The sequence below is a fragment of the Flavobacterium lipolyticum genome (genome assembly GCF_020905335.1).
GTDB classification, from domain to species: Bacteria; Bacteroidota; Bacteroidia; order Flavobacteriales; family Flavobacteriaceae; genus Flavobacterium; species Flavobacterium lipolyticum.
The window spans coordinates 2,039,236-2,057,211 of sequence record NZ_JAJJMN010000001.1 but is presented as its reverse complement, the minus strand read 5'-3'; the positions used below and the strand labels follow the sequence as shown (position 1 = coordinate 2,057,211).

The window sequence follows — 17,976 nt, the reverse complement described above, 5'->3', positions numbered from 1 at the left end:
TAGTTTTAAACTTTGCGAACTTTGCGCTTTTTACTTGGCGTCATTGCGGTTAAATTTATTTTTTTACTGAAGAAATAACCTCCTTCAAAAATTCATTAAAATCAAAATAATGTTCTCCTTCATTCACTCCCATCCTAACAATTACCATATCCAGAGACGGAATAATCGCTACCATTTGTCCCTGATAGCCATTACAATAAAACATATCACGAGGTGCATCGGGAAACTTCCCTCCGGCATTTAACCAAAACTGAGCTCCATAACCTCCATTTGAAGTATTCGTTGGTGTTGCCGTATACTTTACCCAACTCTCGTCTAAGACCTGCTCTCCGTTCCAGTTTCCCTTATGCAAATACAGTAGTCCGAATTTTGACCAGTCTCTCGCTGTTGCCCATGCATAAGAAGATCCGACAAATATTCCCGACATATCCTGCTCCACAATCATCGAGTTCATCCCAATTTTATCGATTACAGCACTGTACCAGAAATCGAGATATTCCTGTTGTGTTTTAAACTGACTTCTTAAAATTCGCGATAATAAATTAGTAGTTCCCGAAGAGTAATACCAATGTGTATTAGGTTTAAATTTAGCGGGTTTATCCATTTGTACTTTCCCCATATCTTCTGCCTGAAAAAGCATTTCAGTCGCATCACAAATTTTGGTATAGTCTTCCTCCCATTCTAAACCTGAGTTCATATGAAGCAAATCATTAACGGTAATATTTTTACGATCGTCATTTCTCCATTCTGCAATTGGAGCAGGCTTATAAATGTCCATTTTTCGTTGTTGCACTAAAACGCCAAAAGCCGAACTGGTGATACTTTTAGTCATCGACCATCCTAAAATTTTACTGTCTTTATTAAAACCAGTATCGTATTTTTCAGCAATCAATTTATCTTTATACACCACTACCACGGCACGCGAACGTTTATTCTTTTGGCCTTTTCCATCAAACGAACCGTCCACGGCCTTTTTCAGTTTGGCATAGTCAATATTTGAAAAAGTGGTATCCTTTGGTTCTTTATTCCCATAAGGAAAAGAAAGATTGTTAACCAATTTTGTTCTTTTTGGAAGCAGGTACGGCTTCGAAATATCATAATCATCGTCAATCAAAGTAGCCCCCAGTCCTTCTCTGTAAATTGCTTTTCTTTCTTTCAGTCCATAAACTGTAGAAACAGCAAACTTACCGGCATCATCAATAGTATTCTCGGCTAAATCAATCATGTGGATATCATTATCCGTTTTTTCGATTAATTCCTTCGAACGATTGTCAATAAAATGACCTGATGCAACACTCTTGGCCGAGAAGCCTGAAATCAAATCCAGCTTGGGATAAGTAGTAAACCCAAAATACAAAAAGGCAAGAACTAAAACAAGTACAAGTAATTTAAGAATTCTTTTCATCTGGTTGTGGTATTTTTAATGCAATATAAATATTTTACAATCAAGATTATACAACTTATTCCAGAAATAAAATTCATGAAATATAAAAAAAGGAATCTATTTTTAAAGAATCTGTAGGCAAACGCTCAATTGATAGCATCATAAAAGGAAATTATAGTTTTAATGGATAAACCAATTTTGTTTTAGTACTTTTGTAGATAGAATTTTTCTAAATAAGACATGTTAGACATCCAAAAAATAAGAGCTGATTTTCCGATACTTTCAGAAAAAGTGAACGGAAAACCTTTAGTATATTTCGACAACGGCGCAACTTCACAAAAACCACAAGTTGTGATTGATGCAATCGCAAAATATTATCAGGAAATAAATGCCAACATTCATCGTGGCGTCCATACTTTAAGCCAATTGGCAACTGATGCTTACGAAATTTCAAGAGTAAAAATCCAACATCATATCAATGCGAAATTCTCGCACGAAGTACTTTTTACTTCCGGAACGACTCACGGAATTAACTTAGTAACCAACGGTTTTGCTTCTATTTTAAAACCCGGAGACGAAGTTATTGTTTCTTCATTAGAGCATCACAGTAACATCGTGCCTTGGCAAATGTTATGTGAGAAAACAGGAGCAACTCTTAAAGTTATTCCAATGAATGAAGAAGGAGAACTAATAATAGAAGCTTACGATGCCTTATTGTCAGAAAAGACAAAAGTGGTAACGGTAAACCATATCTCGAACGCATTGGGAATTATCAATCCGATCAAATACATGATCGAAAAAGCTCATGCTGTGGGTGCCGCTGTTTTGATCGATGGTGCACAGGCTGTTCCACATTTAAAACCTGATGTTCAGGATTTAGATTGTGATTTTTATGCTTTTTCAGGACATAAAATGTGCGGACCAACGGGAACCGGAATTCTTTATGGAAAAGAAGAATGGCTGAATAAATTACCTCCCTACCAAGGTGGCGGTGAAATGATCAAAGAAGTTACTTTCGAGAAAACGACTTATGCCGATTTACCTCATAAATTTGAAGCAGGAACTCCAAATATTGCCGGCGGAATTGTTTTGGGAACGGCTGTTGATTATTTGAACCACATTGGTTTTCATAACATTCATCAGCATGAAACACATTTATTACAGCACGCAACCAAACGTTTATTAGAAATCGAAGGATTGAAAATTTACGGAACCGGAAATAAAGCCTCTGTAGTTTCGTTTAATATTGATGGAATCCATCCGTACGATATCGGTTCCATTATAGATAAATTGGGGATCGCTGTGAGAACCGGACATCATTGCGCGCAGCCAATCATGAATTTTTTCTGCATTCCGGGAACGATCCGTGCTTCATTTTCTTTTTACAATACCAAAGAAGAAATTGACATAATGGTGGAGGCCATTAAAAAAGCGAAAGCTATGTTAAGCTAAAAAAATCTTTTATGAGGATATTATCTTTGTTACTCTTAACTTTTTTTATTGGAACAAGCTGTTCCAGCCAAAAAAAAGCCAACATGAAAGCTACTGAAATTGAATACTCTGCAGTTTCCCGAGGCACTTACAAAGTAATCGTGGTGCAGAATAAAACGGTTTCAGTAACCAATGGCCGTAATGCTCAGCCGGTGGAGAGCAAAATAGAGGATCTAAAATGGAAGCAGATTGTAACTGAATTTTCAAAAATCAATCTCAAAACTATTCCGGAATTAAAAGGTCCAACACAAAAACGCTTTCATGATGGCGCTGCTTTGGGAAACTTAAAAGTCACTCAGAGTCAGAAAATATATGAAACTCAAGGTTTCGACAATGGATATCCGCCAAAAGAGATAGAAAAATTGGTAAATTTGCTGCTGGATTTTACGAAAGAATAATTATGACAATAAAAGAGATACAAAACGAAATAATAGACGAATTTTCGATGTTTGATGACTGGATGCAACGTTACGAGTACATCATCGAATTAGGAAAAAGTCTTCCCTTAATCAAAGAAGAATATAAAACCGACGACAATTTAATCAAAGGCTGTCAGTCTAAAGTTTGGCTGCAAGGAGAACAGAAAGAAGACCACATTGTCTTTACGGCCGATAGTGATGCTATTTTAACTAAAGGAATTATCGCGATTTTAATTCGTACATTCTCCAATCAAAAAGCATCCGATATTTTAAGCGCCGATGTTGATTTTATTGACGAAATTGGTCTAAAAGAACATTTATCTGCAACACGGGCGAATGGTTTGGTCTCGATGATTAAAAACATCAAAATGTACGCATTGGCTTTTGATGCAAAAAATAAAAATTAAAAAAAAATAAACCCTAAAGAGATTAAGTTTCATAAAGCATTAAGCTTAATATTTTACTGGTAAAAAATAAAAACACTTAGTGTTGAAAAAACAAAAACAATGGAACAAGAAATAGACACAAATGAATTAGGAGAATCTATCGTAAAAGTTTTAAAAGGCATTTACGATCCGGAAATTCCTGTAGACATATACGAGTTGGGATTGATTTACGATGTAATGGTCAACACCGATTACGAAGTAAAAATCCTAATGACTTTAACTTCTCCAAACTGTCCGGTAGCAGAAAGTTTGCCAAGAGAAGTAGAAGAAAAAGTAAAAACAATTGAAAACATAAAAGATGTTGATGTTGAAATTACTTTCGATCCGCCATGGAGCAAAGACTTAATGAGCGAAGAAGCAAAATTAGAATTAGGAATGCTTTAATATTTGTTTCAAGTTTCAAGTTTCACGTTACTCAACTTGAAACTTGAAACCTGAAACCAAAATTTTCTTATGGAAGAAATCATCAATAAAGTTGCCAATAGTGCCTTGGAGGTATTTGATCTTGAAGATTATTACCCAAAAGGAGCACGTGTGCAAATCGATATATCACAATGGCTTTTAGAAGGTTTTTTATTAAAAGAAAAAGACTTTAGAGAGCATTTAAAAAATCACGACTGGTCGCAATATCAAGATCAATATGTAGCAATAAATTGCAGTACAGATGCAATTGTTCCTGCCTGGTCTTCTATTCTGGTTGCAGTACATTTAGCACCATACGCTAAAAAAGTGGTGAACGGAACTATAGAAGATTTGGAAGCAAGCTTATACGAAGAAATATTAAGCAAACTTGATTACACTCCCTATAAAGGCAAACCTGTTATCGTGAAAGGCTGTTCCCGCAAACCTGTACCTACCCGTGCCTACATTTTAGCAGCAACCTATCTGCAGCCTTTTGCAAGAAGTATCATGTATGGTGAGGCCTGTTCGGCGGTACCATTATACAAAGAACCAAAGAAATAACACTCCTTACCAGCTGCATCCCATAAGGCTTTTTAACGATTATTTAGTATATTTGTTCTTACACATTTAAACCAGATATCATGAAAAAGCTAGCATTATTACTCCTTGTTTTAGCAAACTTTACTTTTGTTCATGCGCAAAATTCAGAAAAAGAACTAATCCAGAATACTGAAAAAGCAGTAAAAAAAATAAATGATACTATCGAAGATGAAGGATGGAAGGCAAAAGGTACTGTGTCTCTTTTACTAAATCAATCCAGCTTTAACAATTGGGTTGCCGGAGGTGAAGACAGCTTCTCCGGAACTTTAGGAATCAATTATGACTTTAACTATAAAAAAGACGATCTCACCTGGGACAACAAGATTCTGGCTTCGTATGGTCTTTTGCAAACTAAAAATGCCGATTTCGAAAAAAAGACTGATGACCGTTTAGAATTTAATTCAATTGCAGGAAAGAAAGCTTTTGGAGATTGGTATTATTCTTTCTTTTTAAATTTCAGAACCCAATTTACAACCGGTTATCTGTATGGGAAGGATGTAAACGGGAAGGAAATCCGAACTGAAAACACCAAGTTTATGTCTCCGGGGTATCTAACTACAGGACCTGGTATTTACTGGTCTAAAACGGAGAATCTAAAAATAAACTTTGCTCCCCTAACTTCAAAATTCACTTTTGTAGACCGCGCTTATACTTCGGGAATTGATCAGGCAACCGGGCTTCCTTATGTAGACGGGGCCTACTTTGGAGTAGATGCTAATAAAAGCATGTTATACGAACTCGGATTTTATGCTTCGGTTTATTACAAACTGGCTATTATGACCAACGTAACTGCTGAGAATACCCTGAATTTGTATTCTAACTATTTAAAAGATCCGCAAAATGTAGATATCAACTACTCATTGAATGTCATCATGAAAGTTAACAAATTTCTATCGGCAAACTTATCCTTCCAGGCCATCTATGATGATAATGCTTTCAGTGGATTCCAAACCAGACAAGTATTTGGTGTAGGCATTAATTTTGGGTTTTAAAAATCACAATACAAAATAAATTCTACAAACAATAAACCCTCTCCTATATCTTCATAATACGTTAATTATAAGAAGATCTAAAACCTAAAAAACGATAGAAGCTAAAATTTCTATTTTTCTTATACACCCCCTTTTTATTTATTGAAATAGTGGGTGTTTTTTTTGAGTTTTATCGAGCACCTAAAACACATAAATATTACACCAAATTATACTTATGGATTAGTTCTACATAGTAGAGTATAATACCATATAGTATGAAAATAATGTAATTTTCCTCAGACTACTGAACTCATAATCAACACAGAACACATCAACTGAATCTACTGACTTTTAAAGTCTATTCTTTTTTTAAAGAAGTTAATTCAGAGTACTTTTATCCCCCTTTAAAAACTAGTTATCCTTAAAAAATGTGGTTATTAAATTTACAAGAAATTGTCCATATGCAAAATTGACTAGCTACAAATTACAAAACCATAGTGATCAAGTACCATTCATTAACACAAAAAATATTATGACTATTAAAAACCACAAAATTGTACTAAAAGATACCAGTCCTGGTGAAATGGCACGCTTTAGACATTCTTTTCTTAACATCTGGCGTCAGCAGATTGAAGACGATAAAAATACTGCTAAAATTGAGAAATTTGCTTCAAAATACACAAACAAAACTACCAGACTTGGTCAGATCACTATAAAAAACGATCTTTATGATGCACAATATATAAATAACACCAATAAATTTGACAGCATCTATGTAGAAAACCAGAATAATAGTGAAGATCCTAAATTAGGTGATTATTTTGATCTAAACGAAACTTATACGGGATCTGACAATTTAAATAATAAATATAAATTCAATGGAATGGAGCTTCAAGACGAGCTGGGACTTAACATATATGACTATGGCGCACGTAATTATGCCCCTGCACTTGGTCGATGGATGAACATTGATCCATTGACTGAGACATCCAGACGATTTAGTCCGTATGTTTACACTAATAACAATCCAGTATATTTTATTGACACCAATGGAATGTCAGCTGAAGGAAGTGGAGACCCAACATATTTACTTCAATCTGTTAATTATGATAAAAAGACAGGAAACTATGCGATAAAAGAAAATGTTACAGTAAGTAATTCAAATTCTTCAAGTATGGTCAATGAATTTGGAGGTACAACAGAAGTGACAAATACCACAACTACAAGTGCTAATTTCACAACTGTTGTTAATTCAAAAGGAGAAATAGTAAGTAAGTCAAATTCTATTTACACAACCAAAACAACGACCGAGAGAAATCCTTCAAATATTTTAGATACGGGAAAAGTCACCGATTCTAAAACAAAAAAAACATCGGATAAAAGCTTAACTGGTCCTTTAGCAAAAGCATTTGAGGGTAGCGTTGATGGCATGAAAGATTTAGTAGTTCCACTAAAAAGTGATTTGCAAAATTTTAGAGAAACAACAAAAGATATACCTGGAGCTGGTGATGGTACGACTGGAGGCTTTGGAAGGTTAGGCGAGGCATTAATTGATTATGTAAGAGGAACTGCCACTAGTTACTCGTCAGCGATGACAAAGTCAAAAAGAAGCAAACTGGAAGATCGAGATTTTAATAATGCAGGATATGTCATTTATTCGAAAACATTAAAACAAGTAGGAACAACATTAAATAAAAAATAAGAATATGGCAAGAGAACCGTTCGCAGCGAAACTAACTTCCATTTGGATTGGAGGATTTTTCTTTTGGGCTATTAAAGGATTTAAAGGAAATATGAATGAGCAATTTACTGAAAAATATGAGCTTAGAAATGTTTGGACAGGATATCTAATAACATTGTTAGTAATTGGTATAATTGGATATTTAATACTCAAATATTAAAATATATCCCTAAATTGGTGCGAGTGTCTCATTCGTAAACGTAATCAAAATAACAAAAGCCACTTCAAATCGGAGTGGCGTTTGCTTTTATAGCGCTTTAAAGTGCACCAAACTGTTAAAATAGAATTCAAGTTATCCTGGTATTTGCTAGGGAATCTCAAGAGACTTGAGAAATAGTATTCAGAATATCCTCCCTCCCTGTATCGGCTATTTCAATACTAAATTCCTTGATTTTGTAAGTCAAGTTATCCGCCTGTAGTATAAAATATATAATATTTCCAACGAATATCATCGATAATGCAAACGAAAATTCTACAGTTTTTGAAATTTCCCGGAACAGTGTCTCATTTTGGAACACATATTGACCCAGTAAAAAAATATTTTAAAAAAAAGTGCCAAAAAGCTACACTTTTCGAGATTCGTTAGTATTTATTGAGTAAATTCAGGACTATAGTGGACAAACAGTAAAAAGCTATTTATTTGCTATCAATCATTTTCTAAAAATGAATCCGAAAGTTAAAAGATACAAATACGATAATATCGTTCAGTACATGGAAGAAATCAGCGAGCAACAGTCTAACGAAAAATATAAGGATTGTGATTCTACCAGCAATCAAAAAATATTATGATTATCCGGTTATGAGTAGTTACAGAACTGACCATCCGTGCAAGCGATTGAATATCAAAGTCAACAGTAATTAGGGAAATTTGCTGGAAAACACACAAACAATACTACGAGACTTGGTGAGATCACTATAAAAAACGATCTTTATAATGCACAATATATAAATAACGCCAATAAATTTGACAGCATCTATGTAGAAAACCAGAATAATAGTGAAGATCCTAAATTAGGTGATTATTTTGATCTAAACGAAACTTATACGGGATCTGACAATTTAAATAATAAATATAAATTCAATGAAATAGAGTTTCAAGACGAGCTGGGACTTAACATGTATAACTATGGAGCACGTAATTATGCCCCTGTATTAGGAAGATGGATGAATATTGATCCGCTGGCGGAAAAAAGTAGGAGATTTAATCCTTACACCTATGCGCTTAATAATCCAGTGTACTTTATTACCCAGATGGTATGGAAGCCAGCGACCCTAATGATATTATAACTAAACTTTCAAATACAAAAGGAGATAAACATTATAAACAAAGAAATGTTAACATGACTATGACTTTAACTGTTGTTAATAGTGATGGTGTCGATTTATCTAAAACAATGTTCAATAAATCCTCAGGCAGTGTAGCTTTATCATCCTTATCTGGAAATGCACAAACTGATAATCGAGCTCTTGACATTACAAATTCAGATCATTTAACCGTATCAGTAACATACAAGGTTGTTAAATCTTTATCAGATGTTGGAAAAGATGACCATGTGATGATATTAGCAGATAATATTCCAAAAATGAAGGATGGTACTGACCCTGTTGGTTTGGCTGAGAAGGGAGGAAGAGTAAGTGCAGTAGAGAAAGGCACAATTGCCAATAAGACTTTTAATGAGGCTGCAACACATGAAATTGGACATCTTTTAGGTTTGTCTCATAAAAATGGTGGTTTAATGACCCCAAGTGTAAATGGTTCATTAAGTACAAGCCAAAAAGAAAGAGGAGAAATAATAAATGGAGGAGCAGGTCAAATATCTCAATCAACGGGTAATGGTACTTATCGCCAATCAAGTGTAAACACTAGTTATAAAAGCGGTATCAAGTCTCAGGTAAATAGTTTTGTAAGCAGTAATAATATAACATGGTAAAATGAAAAAAAGACGAATATTATTAAAATGTATGATTATATCTTTATTTTTTAGCTGTAATCAGAAGGATAATTTTCAAGAGTTTGGTTTCGATAGTTTTTCTATATCTCTTCCTTCAAGTTGGAAAAAAATTAAAACAAAAGGAATCGATTCGAACGTTAATATAATTGTAACCAAAAACAATGATTCAATATATTTTGATTGGGGACAATATTCCCAAGAGTTTAATGAAACAAATAAGGTATTTAGTAAAGAACAGATTCGAAAATATGATTCTTTAAAAATGAATATTAATGGGCTTCACTATTCGGATACTCCAGAAATTGACCAAGCGCAAGGAACTTTTTTAAAAGAGTATTATTACTATGACACTATCAACAAAAAAGTTGCAAAAATAAAAGTTCCTAAAAAATATAAGCTAGGTGAAACAGGAATCTATTTTAGTAAAATTAATAACAATGCATTATCGATTGTAGGTAAAAATTTAAATAAAGAGGAGCAAGAAATTTTAGTTGAATCTTTTAAAACCATTAAGTTTAAATAGTATTACAACTAAATTAAAAAACTTATTATTTTGAAAAAAAATGAAAATGAAAAAAAAAATATTTTTGGTTGTAGTGTTATCTATAGTTTTATTCTCTGTTTATTATTATTGGAGTAATAAATATGTAAATCTTTATCCTGTAAATTTAGAACACGAAGAATATATTGTAAATACAAATAAAATTCCAAATGATTTTTATAAGAAAATGGAGTTAGTTCTGAATAATTATAATGAAGATTATATTGTAAAAAATAATACAATTCTAATTAAAAATAAAAAAATGAATGACTTAGAATTGATTTATAATTATACCAAAAAATCAAATGACTCTATTTGGTTATCTACAATAAAACGTTAGCCCCTGCTAGCGTGAACATCCCGCTGGTGAAAGTAATCAAAATAAAAAGCCATTCCTATGAACTGCCCCCAAAAAGCTAGACACTATTTGCAGGCATTTTTATGGAAAGAAAAATCAAGTACAATTATGAGTTTAAACTTCGGTGTGTAAATGAAGTTTTAAATAGACACCGTTCAGTTAATTCAGTTGCGAATGAAAATAATTTTTCCGGACAATCTCCTTCAACAGATAAATCAGTTGGCACTGATACAACACTAAATAAATTTAGATTACAGGTTGACCGTAAAGGAAATTATTATTTTAGAGATGCTGATAATAACATTCCGTATAATAAAAATGAAGCTGTTAAATCAGATAATATGGATGGAAAATACTCAAGACATATATTAACCGAAGTAAGAGATACAAATTAGAACTATGAAAAATTTATATAAATTTATTTTATTGTCAATTTTTACCCTTTATTTAAGTTGTTCTTCGAAGATAGAGGAAAAACAAATCATTGGTAAATATGAAATTGATAAATTTGTCACAAGGGATACATTAGTTAAAGCAGAAGAGTATCGATTATTATTGATCAATGCAGATAAAACTTTTGAATTAAAAAACGATAATACAAAGACAAATTCCGTTGGAACTTGGAAATCTAATAAGTCTGAAAATGATAATGAGATCATTATTGAATTTAGCTTTTCAGACAGAAAAGTAAAAGGATTATTAAACGGCACTATAATTAGTTTTAGTTATCCAGATGACTTATATAAAGGCAGATACTCTAATTTACTATATGTAAAATTAAGAAAATAAAACACCTCTTCATTATGGACTTTTTGATCCCTTAATCTGTGGCGAAAAAAACGAGGACAATTAGTGGCTGAGAATTCCTCACAGATTTGGCAGGTTTAGCAGCTTATAAAAAAACCTCCCTTTTGAAAAAGTCAAAAGGGAGGTTTGTATATTTAAATCCGGAACTTTATTCCTCTTCTTTCTCAACTGCATCTTTATAATCCGGATACAAAAACTTATTATACGGGAATCTTGTGATATGAATCTGGCGGACTGCCTCGTAAACCATTTCTCTGAATTCTTCAAAATTCTGTTTTTGTGTTGCCGAGATAAACAGTGCTTTATCTTGTCCCACATTACTCATCCAGGTCTGTTTCCATTCCTCAAGCGTATAATGTCTTCTTGTTCTCTCCGTAATTAAATCATCTTCATCAATCGTCAAATGTTTGTAAGCATCAATTTTATTAAAAACCATAATAGTTGGTTTGTCATTACTCTTAATCTCTAACAAAGTTTGGTTTACCGATTCGATATGATCTTCAAAATCAGGGTGTGAAATATCTACAACATGCAATAATAAATCGGCTTCACGCACCTCATCGAGCGTACTTTTAAACGAATCTACCAGTTGTGTTGGCAATTTTCTAATAAAACCTACAGTATCCGATAATAAGAACGGTAAGTTTTTAATCACTACTTTTCGAACAGTGGTGTCTAAAGTTGCGAATAATTTATTTTCAACAAAAACATCACTTTTACCAATCGCATTCATAAGAGTCGATTTTCCAACATTGGTATATCCTACCAATGCCACACGAACCATCGCACCTCGATTACTGCGCTGAATGCTCATTTGTCTGTCGATGGTCTTGATTTTATCCTTTAGTAGCGAAATTCGGTCACGCACAATACGTCTGTCCGTTTCGATCTCCGTTTCTCCGGGACCACGCATACCAATACCCCCTTTTTGACGCTCAAGGTGTGTCCATAAACCTGAAAGTCTAGGCAGTAAATATTGACATTGTGCCAACTCAACCTGCGTTCTTGCATAAGAGGTCTCAGCTCTTTGTGCAAAAATATCCAAAATTAAATTCGTACGATCTAAAATTTTACAATCGATAATTCTGGAAATATTCTTTTGTTGTGATGGTGATAATTCGTCATCAAAAATCAACGTCGATATATTGTTTTCTTTTACAAAAAGATTGATTTCATCTATTTTTCCTGTCCCTACAAAAGTCTTCGGATTTGGACGTTCCATTTTTTGCGAAAAGCGTTTAATCACTTCACCACCTGCGGTAAAAGTCAAAAACTCTAATTCGTCCAGATATTCGTTAAGTTTTTCCTCACTTTGATTTTGAGTTATAATACCTACAATGGCAGTTCGCTCAAAATTTATAACTTCTTTTTCTAACATAGCTTTGAATAAGGTGCAAATTTAATGATTTGTAAGGTACTAACCCTTATAGAACTTGTTTTTTAAACTGTATTTGAAAAATTACCCTATTCTTTAAAAAATCCAAATCCCAAATCCCACATTCCAATTGTTAATCGAAGTTTGGAATTTGGGATGTGGATTTTCAGTTTTAAAATTTACGTTACTCGTAAATAAAAGTCTTCTCTGTTTTTACAATTCCGTTTTCTTCAATCTGAGAACAGGAAATTGGAAAGTTTAGTTTATTGTATTTGTATTTTCTGCTCACTCCGACCAATACAGTAGAGGAAGGACTAAAAACAATTTCGTTATTAGGAGAGATGGATTCAAAACTAAATTCTTCTTCATGATAGGAGATCATCGGTACAATTACTTTATAATTCTCTCCAAACAAACTTTTAACAATTAGAAGATCAACAGAATTTTTATCATCAAAAATAAAACTTTTTGAAATTTTATCTCCTACCAAACCTTTATGCTTTATGACATTATCATTGAAATACGCATATTCAATTTTGCCAATAATTGCTTTATTTCTGTCACGGGAAGTACGTCTCACGATAGTTCCTTTTTCAACAATATATTCGATATCGTCAACTAAATTCTGGTGATTGGTGCTCTTTTTTGTAATTACCTTTACTCTCGCTCCCTCGTAGGTAAAAGTTACAACTTTGGTAATATAATCGTTCCCTTCCTGATATTTTTTAACAAACTTTGTAATGTTGTTGTCGGCATCATACGTATAATTTACAACTTCTTTCCAGTCGCTTCCTACCTTATCTTTTACGGTCATGTCCAATAATCCTTTGGTGTTGTAAAAGAAATGCTGAATAACATCTGAAGTAGTAATCGTTTGTATTTTTCCGTCTTTAAAAACAACTGTTTTATTTACAATTTCACCATCTTTAGAATTCTGGTAATTTGTTTTTACAATATTAATTTGTTTCAGTCTCACAGGTGCAGCATCCTGATTCTGACTGTGTACTAAACATGGAAAAACCATCATGATGATGGCAAGAAAATAGATTTTCATAGTTGTATTTGTATTGATTTGGGGTGACCAAAATACAAAATTCTATTAAAATTTAACAGTTTAAATCTGAAAAACAGCTCAACATTAAATTGTCCCCTAAAAATCAACATCTTAACTGAATCCATATAAAAAACAGTCTTATTTTTCGGCAAAAATCCTAACATCGTCAACCATAAAAGCACCATTCAAAGTTTTATCCTTACCCGAACCCATATATTTAAATGCAATATTAATATTCCCTGAATAGGAAGATAAATCAATTGCTCCGGAACTGATAAAAACCCGGGACGGTGTTGACAATGAAGGGAATTTTGCTGTTAGTTTTGTCCATTTTGCTTTGGTTACGCTCGAACCGTCAAAATTAGTAGAAACATAAACCTCAAGCATATTTAATGGTGAATCAAGTTTTAAGTCATGCTGTGCGCTTCTAAAGGATAATACTGCATTTTTATAACCGCTCAAATTGATTTTTGGAGTAACCATCCAGGCAACATTTTCGGCTGCGGTTGTACTTGTAGTATTAAACTCTGTATAACCGTTTCCGGCATACAGCATACTCTCCCATAATTTTGAAGCTTTTTCAACAATATTACTCCATCCCGGCAAAGTAAAATTCACATTGTTTTTTACGGATTGGAAATCTTCCGCAAAAATCGGAGTATCTCTTTTCCCATTCATTTCCAGATCTTTTTCTGATCTGCTCATTAGTTGATAATCTGATCCGTATTTAGTCAAAACTCCTCTTACTTTTCCGCTCCCTTCCGGCACCAATTTATTAGCAAAGCCCGCGTAACTGCTTGTCCTGAAAATAATCTGATTCCCACTTTTATCCTGAAGGTTCCAGTTTGTCGAACCTCCTACATTGTTGGACTCTTCAAAATAATGACGACCAATCGCTTCCTCTGCAAACTGGACTCCGCTTAACTCCACCAGCGTATTAAGCTTACCGTCGTTTAACGCTTCTTCCACAGAAACAGCTTTCACCAACTTACTTTCATCCATTATGGTACAAGACGCATTAAGAACATTTTTATAGTCGGTCTGCGAAATTCTGCCAATCACTGGATCTCCCGAATTGCTTACAGACAAACTTCCGATACGCAAACCACCAAAATATAAATCTGTAAACTGATTCTTTAGTTTGATATACACTTTATTCCCTACCCGAAAATCGATATAGGTGTTGGTAACATCAACCGCAACACTAAATCCTATTGCCGGTGTTTCATCCGTTGCGATAGTTTGCAGGAAAAGTATCTTAAAAAAATTCCCTCCTTCATCGCTTGACACCACATAGGCCTCAATACTATCATCGAAGCCATACTGTTTCGGAACGGAACCTGAAAATTCTTTTACTTTCTGAACCTTTTGATTGACAACTAAATTCGGTTGTGTACATTCCAGTTTTGGAATTTCAATTTCATTATTGCAGCTATAAATTATCAGTAGCAAGAATGCATAACCGAAAACTAAGAATCTATTTTTCATTTCAAATTGGTTTTAAAATTTTACAAACTCATTGTAAGGTTCACAAAATAAGTTCTTCCATATCCATAATAATATTTAGAACCAAATGAGGGTGTTCCGCTGGAAACATCCTGATTGAGAGCTCTGAAATTAGCATTTCTGGTTTGTTCAAAACCACCTGTTTTGTACACTGCATTCAGAACATTATTAACACTCCAGAAAAGCCCAATATATTTGTGAGCGATACGCCAGGACTTTCCTCCTGTAATATTTAATAATGAAACCGGATTAATTTTTTCCTGTTTCAGTAAAGCAACTGTCCGTTCTTCTGTCGCTTCTGGAAATAGGTGACCATTCACAGCGTTTACATAAAACCGATTGGTTCGTGCAATTGGCGAAACGTCAATATAAGCTTCAGTCAAATAATTAATATTCGCTCCGAACCACCAAAACTTAGGATCTCTGTATTCTAATCCAATCGAATAAGCTTGTTGGGGCATGCCCGGCTGTTTGTAGTTTTTAAGATAGGATTCTCCAAAATCAAAAGTGGTCTGAGTACTGCCTTCTGCTACATTTGCATCGTTAGTTATAGATACATTAGGGTTACTACTATAGACATAATTACCGTATGCTGCAGATGAAGTCATTTTTAAAGTTGATGAAATTTGCCATTCAAGACTAAATTCCATACCACTATTTTTCTTGTCCAGATGCGTTAAAGTCTGACTAACAAATGCATCCGTATTATTGTAAGCTGCACCCTGATCAAAAATTCCTTCAGCAAAGAAAAAGGAAGTTCGGATTGTATTTTTAATCAATGAATAATAAAACGTTGAACGAATTTTAAAATTTGGAGAACGAAAAACATAGTTTCCTTCCGCACTACTTATACTTTCATTTTCAATTCCGTCGACTATTGAATTATTCAATCTGGAATTCAAAAACGTGTTTCGTAAGGATGGTGCTCTGCTAAGATGCATTCCGTTAAAAAACAACCATTGTTTTCCTGAAATTTTATAGGTCAGACCTCCTTTAAAACCAAAATTTTCAAAATTCACCTTGTTGCTTTTTCCAAGTGATGATGTTGGATAAATCCCATTTTGATACAATCCTTCTCTTTGGTAATTGGAAACAGAATAAGACTGTCCTAAATAAAAATCTGTTTTATTATAACTGAATTTAAACTGTGTGAAAGCATCAATTGTGGTTGCAAAAAGATTATAATTGCACCCATAGGTATCTCCTTCTTTTACCTGACGATTTGGATTTTGCAAATCAGACTGTGACTGATCACCTTGGTAAAACGCATCAATGTCTTCAAAATATTGCCCTCCCAACAAATCTAAAAGATATTGAAACTGATGTGATTTTAAATTTCTAAAAGTAATTCCTCCATCAAAAGCAGTATTCTCTGTTAATTGTATATTCAGATTTGAATTTACCGCGAAGGTCCTATCATCTGTCCGGTCTTCGTATAAGACATAATGCCTTTTTGAAGGTTCAAATCCGTTAATTGTTCCATCAGAATTTAAAATTGGTTTCTGATTGGCATGATATAATTCATCCCAATTGATTTGACGATCTTCGAGAAAATTTGCTTTTGCTTTTTCGGCATTTATATAATCGGGGGTGAAATTTCCTGAAAACTCCCCTTTATCTTTTTCGTAGATTGAGGTATAGTAACTGGGTAATTTTTGATAATACACCGGATCGGGACTGGCTGCGTTTTGATAGTCAATAGTACTGTTTCCTACCCGACCGAATTGATACATTAAACTGGAATTCAGATTTGTTTTCTCATTTATTTTGTAATAATGATTTAGCATCAATACCGGTTCTTCGACTCTTTTTACTCGCGCATTTCTCTTTTTCCCGTTTTGAAATCCCCAATAAGAATTGTATTTCTCATTGGTTAATTGGGTAACTTCATTTGTATTTGCCGAATTTTTTCCTCTTGAATTTGGCGTATAAAATCCTGTAAAGCTCAATGAATGTTTGTCGCTCAGCTTCTTTTCGACACTAATAAAAAAAGATTCTGCTTTGAAATTTGTTCCGTCAAAATAACCTTGATCCGACCAGCGTTTTCCTGCTGAAAGAACATAAGCCCAGCCGGAAGCATTCATTCCGGAGGCATAAGTAGCAATGGTTCGCCAACTGTAAGTTGTATTGCTCCCTGAAAAAGAAAGCTGACTGCTTTTTCTGTACAATGAAGCACGTGTATTTATTTGCTGGGTTCCTAAGACTCCTCCGAAAGTATAATTTGAAGCAGCTGCTCCAACTGAAAATTCCTGATTTCGCAATACGTTGTTCAAGCCTCCCCAATTGCTCCATTGCGGTCTTCCATCGTAAATTTTATTCATGACCATGCCGTTAAGCATCATTGTACCATTTTCGCTGTCCAGACCCCGAACTCTAAATCGAGCCTGCCCCCAATTGAAAGCTGAAGCCTGCATAAAAGCATCTCTTGAAGATTGCAAAAGACCCGAAGTCATTTCAGAAGAACTATTATCGTCTGAAAAATCACTGCCTAATAAGGTGATTAGTGCTGCCGGTGTCTCCTCTGAAAAATTATCTTCTAATGGTAAAATCCCCAGTTCAACCTTTTGCCCCGGTTTCGATTGTATTTTTAAAAGAAGATCTTTATAGCCTTGACTGTGTATCCATAATAATTGCTCTCCCTTTATAGCAGAGTGTAATTCAAACTTTCCCTTTGCTCCAGTTAATTGTGTTATGGAAGAATTTTGAATGTTTACCACAATATTTTCCAATGGATTTAAAGTCTTTGAGTCAACTATAGTTCCTGAAAAAGTGGTGTGTTCCTGCGCAAACAGAAAACTAATAGGCAATAAAACAAATAGTAACGTTCCTTTTTTTGTCATAAAAACCCCAATTTACTTTATATTTTTAGTTTTAGGATTGAATGTTTTAACAACAAAAACATCCAGTCTCTTACATCAAAAGATAAAAT

Annotated in this window: 20 protein-coding genes; 15 read left to right on the top strand and 5 right to left on the bottom strand. The window is 33.9% G+C overall.

The genetic code is table 11. From position 1 onward, the window contains the following. Positions 1-55: 55 nt before the first annotated feature. A complete protein-coding gene (locus LNQ34_RS09140; RefSeq protein ID WP_202703347.1) occupies positions 56-1,405 on the bottom strand; it encodes a serine hydrolase domain-containing protein in 1,350 nt (449 codons plus the stop codon). Positions 1,406-1,624: 219 nt separating this feature from the next. On the opposite strand from LNQ34_RS09140, the gene LNQ34_RS09135 reads away from it, so the two are divergent. The 15 genes from LNQ34_RS09135 to LNQ34_RS09070 all read left to right on the top strand — a co-directional run bounded on the left by LNQ34_RS09135 (position 1,625) and on the right by LNQ34_RS09070 (position 11,094). Continuing rightward, positions 1,625-2,836, top strand: a complete 1,212-nt coding sequence (locus LNQ34_RS09135) for an aminotransferase class V-fold PLP-dependent enzyme (RefSeq protein ID WP_202703348.1) — start codon at positions 1,625-1,627, stop codon at positions 2,834-2,836. Between the two features lie 83 nt (positions 2,837-2,919). Next, a complete protein-coding gene (locus tag LNQ34_RS09130; protein WP_229999360.1) occupies positions 2,920-3,273 on the top strand; it encodes a hypothetical protein in 354 nt (117 codons plus the stop codon). Between the two features lie 2 nt (positions 3,274-3,275). After that, entirely contained in the window at positions 3,276-3,701 is a 426-nt protein-coding gene (locus LNQ34_RS09125; protein WP_202703350.1) for a SufE family protein, read from the top strand. Between the two features lie 99 nt (positions 3,702-3,800). Next, positions 3,801-4,124, top strand: a complete 324-nt coding sequence (locus LNQ34_RS09120; protein ID WP_017494560.1) for an SUF system Fe-S cluster assembly protein — start codon at positions 3,801-3,803, stop codon at positions 4,122-4,124. 69 nt (positions 4,125-4,193) lie between these two features. After that, entirely contained in the window at positions 4,194-4,703 is a 510-nt protein-coding gene (locus LNQ34_RS09115) for a DUF2480 family protein (protein WP_202703351.1), read from the top strand. 80 nt (positions 4,704-4,783) lie between these two features. Continuing rightward, positions 4,784-5,734 carry a DUF3078 domain-containing protein gene (locus LNQ34_RS09110; protein ID WP_229999358.1) on the top strand — a complete coding sequence of 317 codons (951 nt, stop codon included), beginning with the start codon at positions 4,784-4,786 and terminating at the stop codon, positions 5,732-5,734. A 511-nt stretch (positions 5,735-6,245) separates the two neighbouring features. Then, positions 6,246-7,415, top strand: coding sequence for an RHS repeat-associated core domain-containing protein (locus LNQ34_RS09105; protein WP_229999357.1), 1,170 nt, complete (start codon positions 6,246-6,248; stop codon positions 7,413-7,415). 4 nt (positions 7,416-7,419) lie between these two features. Beyond that, on the top strand, positions 7,420-7,614 hold the full coding sequence (locus LNQ34_RS09100) for a hypothetical protein (protein ID WP_229999355.1): 195 nt from the start codon (positions 7,420-7,422) through the stop codon (positions 7,612-7,614). Between the two features lie 503 nt (positions 7,615-8,117). Beyond that, positions 8,118-8,243 carry a hypothetical protein gene (locus tag LNQ34_RS23430; protein WP_255664282.1) on the top strand — a complete coding sequence of 42 codons (126 nt, stop codon included), beginning with the start codon at positions 8,118-8,120 and terminating at the stop codon, positions 8,241-8,243. A 120-nt stretch (positions 8,244-8,363) separates the two neighbouring features. After that, entirely contained in the window at positions 8,364-8,741 is a 378-nt protein-coding gene (locus LNQ34_RS23535; RefSeq protein WP_346432364.1) for an RHS repeat-associated core domain-containing protein, read from the top strand. Then, on the top strand, positions 8,711-9,385 hold the full coding sequence (locus LNQ34_RS09090; RefSeq protein WP_229999354.1) for a hypothetical protein: 675 nt from the start codon (positions 8,711-8,713) through the stop codon (positions 9,383-9,385). The genes LNQ34_RS23535 and LNQ34_RS09090 overlap by 31 nt, the downstream gene beginning before the upstream one ends. A 31-nt stretch (positions 9,386-9,416) precedes the next feature. Further along, a complete protein-coding gene (locus LNQ34_RS09085; RefSeq protein WP_229999353.1) occupies positions 9,417-9,929 on the top strand; it encodes a hypothetical protein in 513 nt (170 codons plus the stop codon). A gap of 46 nt (positions 9,930-9,975) precedes the next feature. Next, positions 9,976-10,287 carry a hypothetical protein gene (locus LNQ34_RS09080; protein WP_229999352.1) on the top strand — a complete coding sequence of 104 codons (312 nt, stop codon included), beginning with the start codon at positions 9,976-9,978 and terminating at the stop codon, positions 10,285-10,287. Between the two features lie 101 nt (positions 10,288-10,388). Continuing rightward, complete coding sequence (locus tag LNQ34_RS09075) at positions 10,389-10,700, top strand: transposase (RefSeq protein WP_229999350.1); 312 nt, start codon at positions 10,389-10,391, stop codon at positions 10,698-10,700. A gap of 4 nt (positions 10,701-10,704) precedes the next feature. Then, positions 10,705-11,094, top strand: coding sequence for a hypothetical protein (locus LNQ34_RS09070; RefSeq protein WP_229999349.1), 390 nt, complete (start codon positions 10,705-10,707; stop codon positions 11,092-11,094). Between the two features lie 166 nt (positions 11,095-11,260). On the opposite strand, the gene hflX is transcribed toward LNQ34_RS09070, so the two are convergent. The 4 genes from hflX to LNQ34_RS09050 form a co-directional block, all read right to left on the bottom strand. Beyond that, positions 11,261-12,490 (bottom strand): GTPase HflX, encoded by a 1,230-nt coding sequence (gene hflX, locus LNQ34_RS09065; protein WP_202703791.1) that lies wholly within the window; start codon positions 12,488-12,490, stop codon positions 11,261-11,263. A gap of 181 nt (positions 12,491-12,671) precedes the next feature. Continuing rightward, positions 12,672-13,541, bottom strand: a complete 870-nt coding sequence (locus LNQ34_RS09060) for a hypothetical protein (protein WP_202703790.1) — start codon at positions 13,539-13,541, stop codon at positions 12,672-12,674. A 138-nt stretch (positions 13,542-13,679) separates the two neighbouring features. Then, positions 13,680-15,029, bottom strand: coding sequence for a DUF5689 domain-containing protein (locus tag LNQ34_RS09055; RefSeq protein WP_229999348.1), 1,350 nt, complete (start codon positions 15,027-15,029; stop codon positions 13,680-13,682). Between the two features lie 20 nt (positions 15,030-15,049). Then, positions 15,050-17,887 (bottom strand): carboxypeptidase-like regulatory domain-containing protein, encoded by a 2,838-nt coding sequence (locus LNQ34_RS09050; protein WP_229999347.1) that lies wholly within the window; start codon positions 17,885-17,887, stop codon positions 15,050-15,052. Between the last annotated feature and the right edge of the window lie 89 nt (positions 17,888-17,976).

Excerpts from the sequence above, each read along its gene's own strand:
- LNQ34_RS09110 (WP_229999358.1), top strand. The coding sequence starts at position 4,784 with ATGAAAAAGCTAGCATTATTACTCCTTGTTTTAGCAAACTTTACTTTT.
- LNQ34_RS09115 (WP_202703351.1), top strand. The coding sequence starts at position 4,194 with ATGGAAGAAATCATCAATAAAGTTGCCAATAGTGCCTTGGAGGTATTT.
- LNQ34_RS09105 (WP_229999357.1), top strand. The coding sequence starts at position 6,246 with ATGACTATTAAAAACCACAAAATTGTACTAAAAGATACCAGTCCTGGT.
- LNQ34_RS23430 (WP_255664282.1), top strand. The coding sequence starts at position 8,118 with ATGAATCCGAAAGTTAAAAGATACAAATACGATAATATCGTTCAGTAC.
- LNQ34_RS09120 (WP_017494560.1), top strand. The coding sequence starts at position 3,801 with ATGGAACAAGAAATAGACACAAATGAATTAGGAGAATCTATCGTAAAA.
- LNQ34_RS09060 (WP_202703790.1), bottom strand. The coding sequence starts at position 13,541 with ATGAAAATCTATTTTCTTGCCATCATCATGATGGTTTTTCCATGTTTA.
- LNQ34_RS09125 (WP_202703350.1), top strand. The coding sequence starts at position 3,276 with ATGACAATAAAAGAGATACAAAACGAAATAATAGACGAATTTTCGATG.
- LNQ34_RS09070 (WP_229999349.1), top strand. The coding sequence starts at position 10,705 with ATGAAAAATTTATATAAATTTATTTTATTGTCAATTTTTACCCTTTAT.
- LNQ34_RS09140 (WP_202703347.1), bottom strand. The coding sequence starts at position 1,405 with ATGAAAAGAATTCTTAAATTACTTGTACTTGTTTTAGTTCTTGCCTTT.
- LNQ34_RS09135 (WP_202703348.1), top strand. The coding sequence starts at position 1,625 with ATGTTAGACATCCAAAAAATAAGAGCTGATTTTCCGATACTTTCAGAA.
- LNQ34_RS09080 (WP_229999352.1), top strand. The coding sequence starts at position 9,976 with ATGAAAAAAAAAATATTTTTGGTTGTAGTGTTATCTATAGTTTTATTC.
- LNQ34_RS09100 (WP_229999355.1), top strand. The coding sequence starts at position 7,420 with ATGGCAAGAGAACCGTTCGCAGCGAAACTAACTTCCATTTGGATTGGA.
- LNQ34_RS09075 (WP_229999350.1), top strand. The coding sequence starts at position 10,389 with ATGGAAAGAAAAATCAAGTACAATTATGAGTTTAAACTTCGGTGTGTA.
- LNQ34_RS09085 (WP_229999353.1), top strand. The coding sequence starts at position 9,417 with ATGATTATATCTTTATTTTTTAGCTGTAATCAGAAGGATAATTTTCAA.
- LNQ34_RS09090 (WP_229999354.1), top strand. The coding sequence starts at position 8,711 with ATGGAAGCCAGCGACCCTAATGATATTATAACTAAACTTTCAAATACA.
- LNQ34_RS09055 (WP_229999348.1), bottom strand. The coding sequence starts at position 15,029 with ATGAAAAATAGATTCTTAGTTTTCGGTTATGCATTCTTGCTACTGATA.
- hflX (WP_202703791.1), bottom strand. The coding sequence starts at position 12,490 with ATGTTAGAAAAAGAAGTTATAAATTTTGAGCGAACTGCCATTGTAGGT.
- LNQ34_RS09050 (WP_229999347.1), bottom strand. The coding sequence starts at position 17,887 with ATGACAAAAAAAGGAACGTTACTATTTGTTTTATTGCCTATTAGTTTT.
- LNQ34_RS09130 (WP_229999360.1), top strand. The coding sequence starts at position 2,920 with ATGAAAGCTACTGAAATTGAATACTCTGCAGTTTCCCGAGGCACTTAC.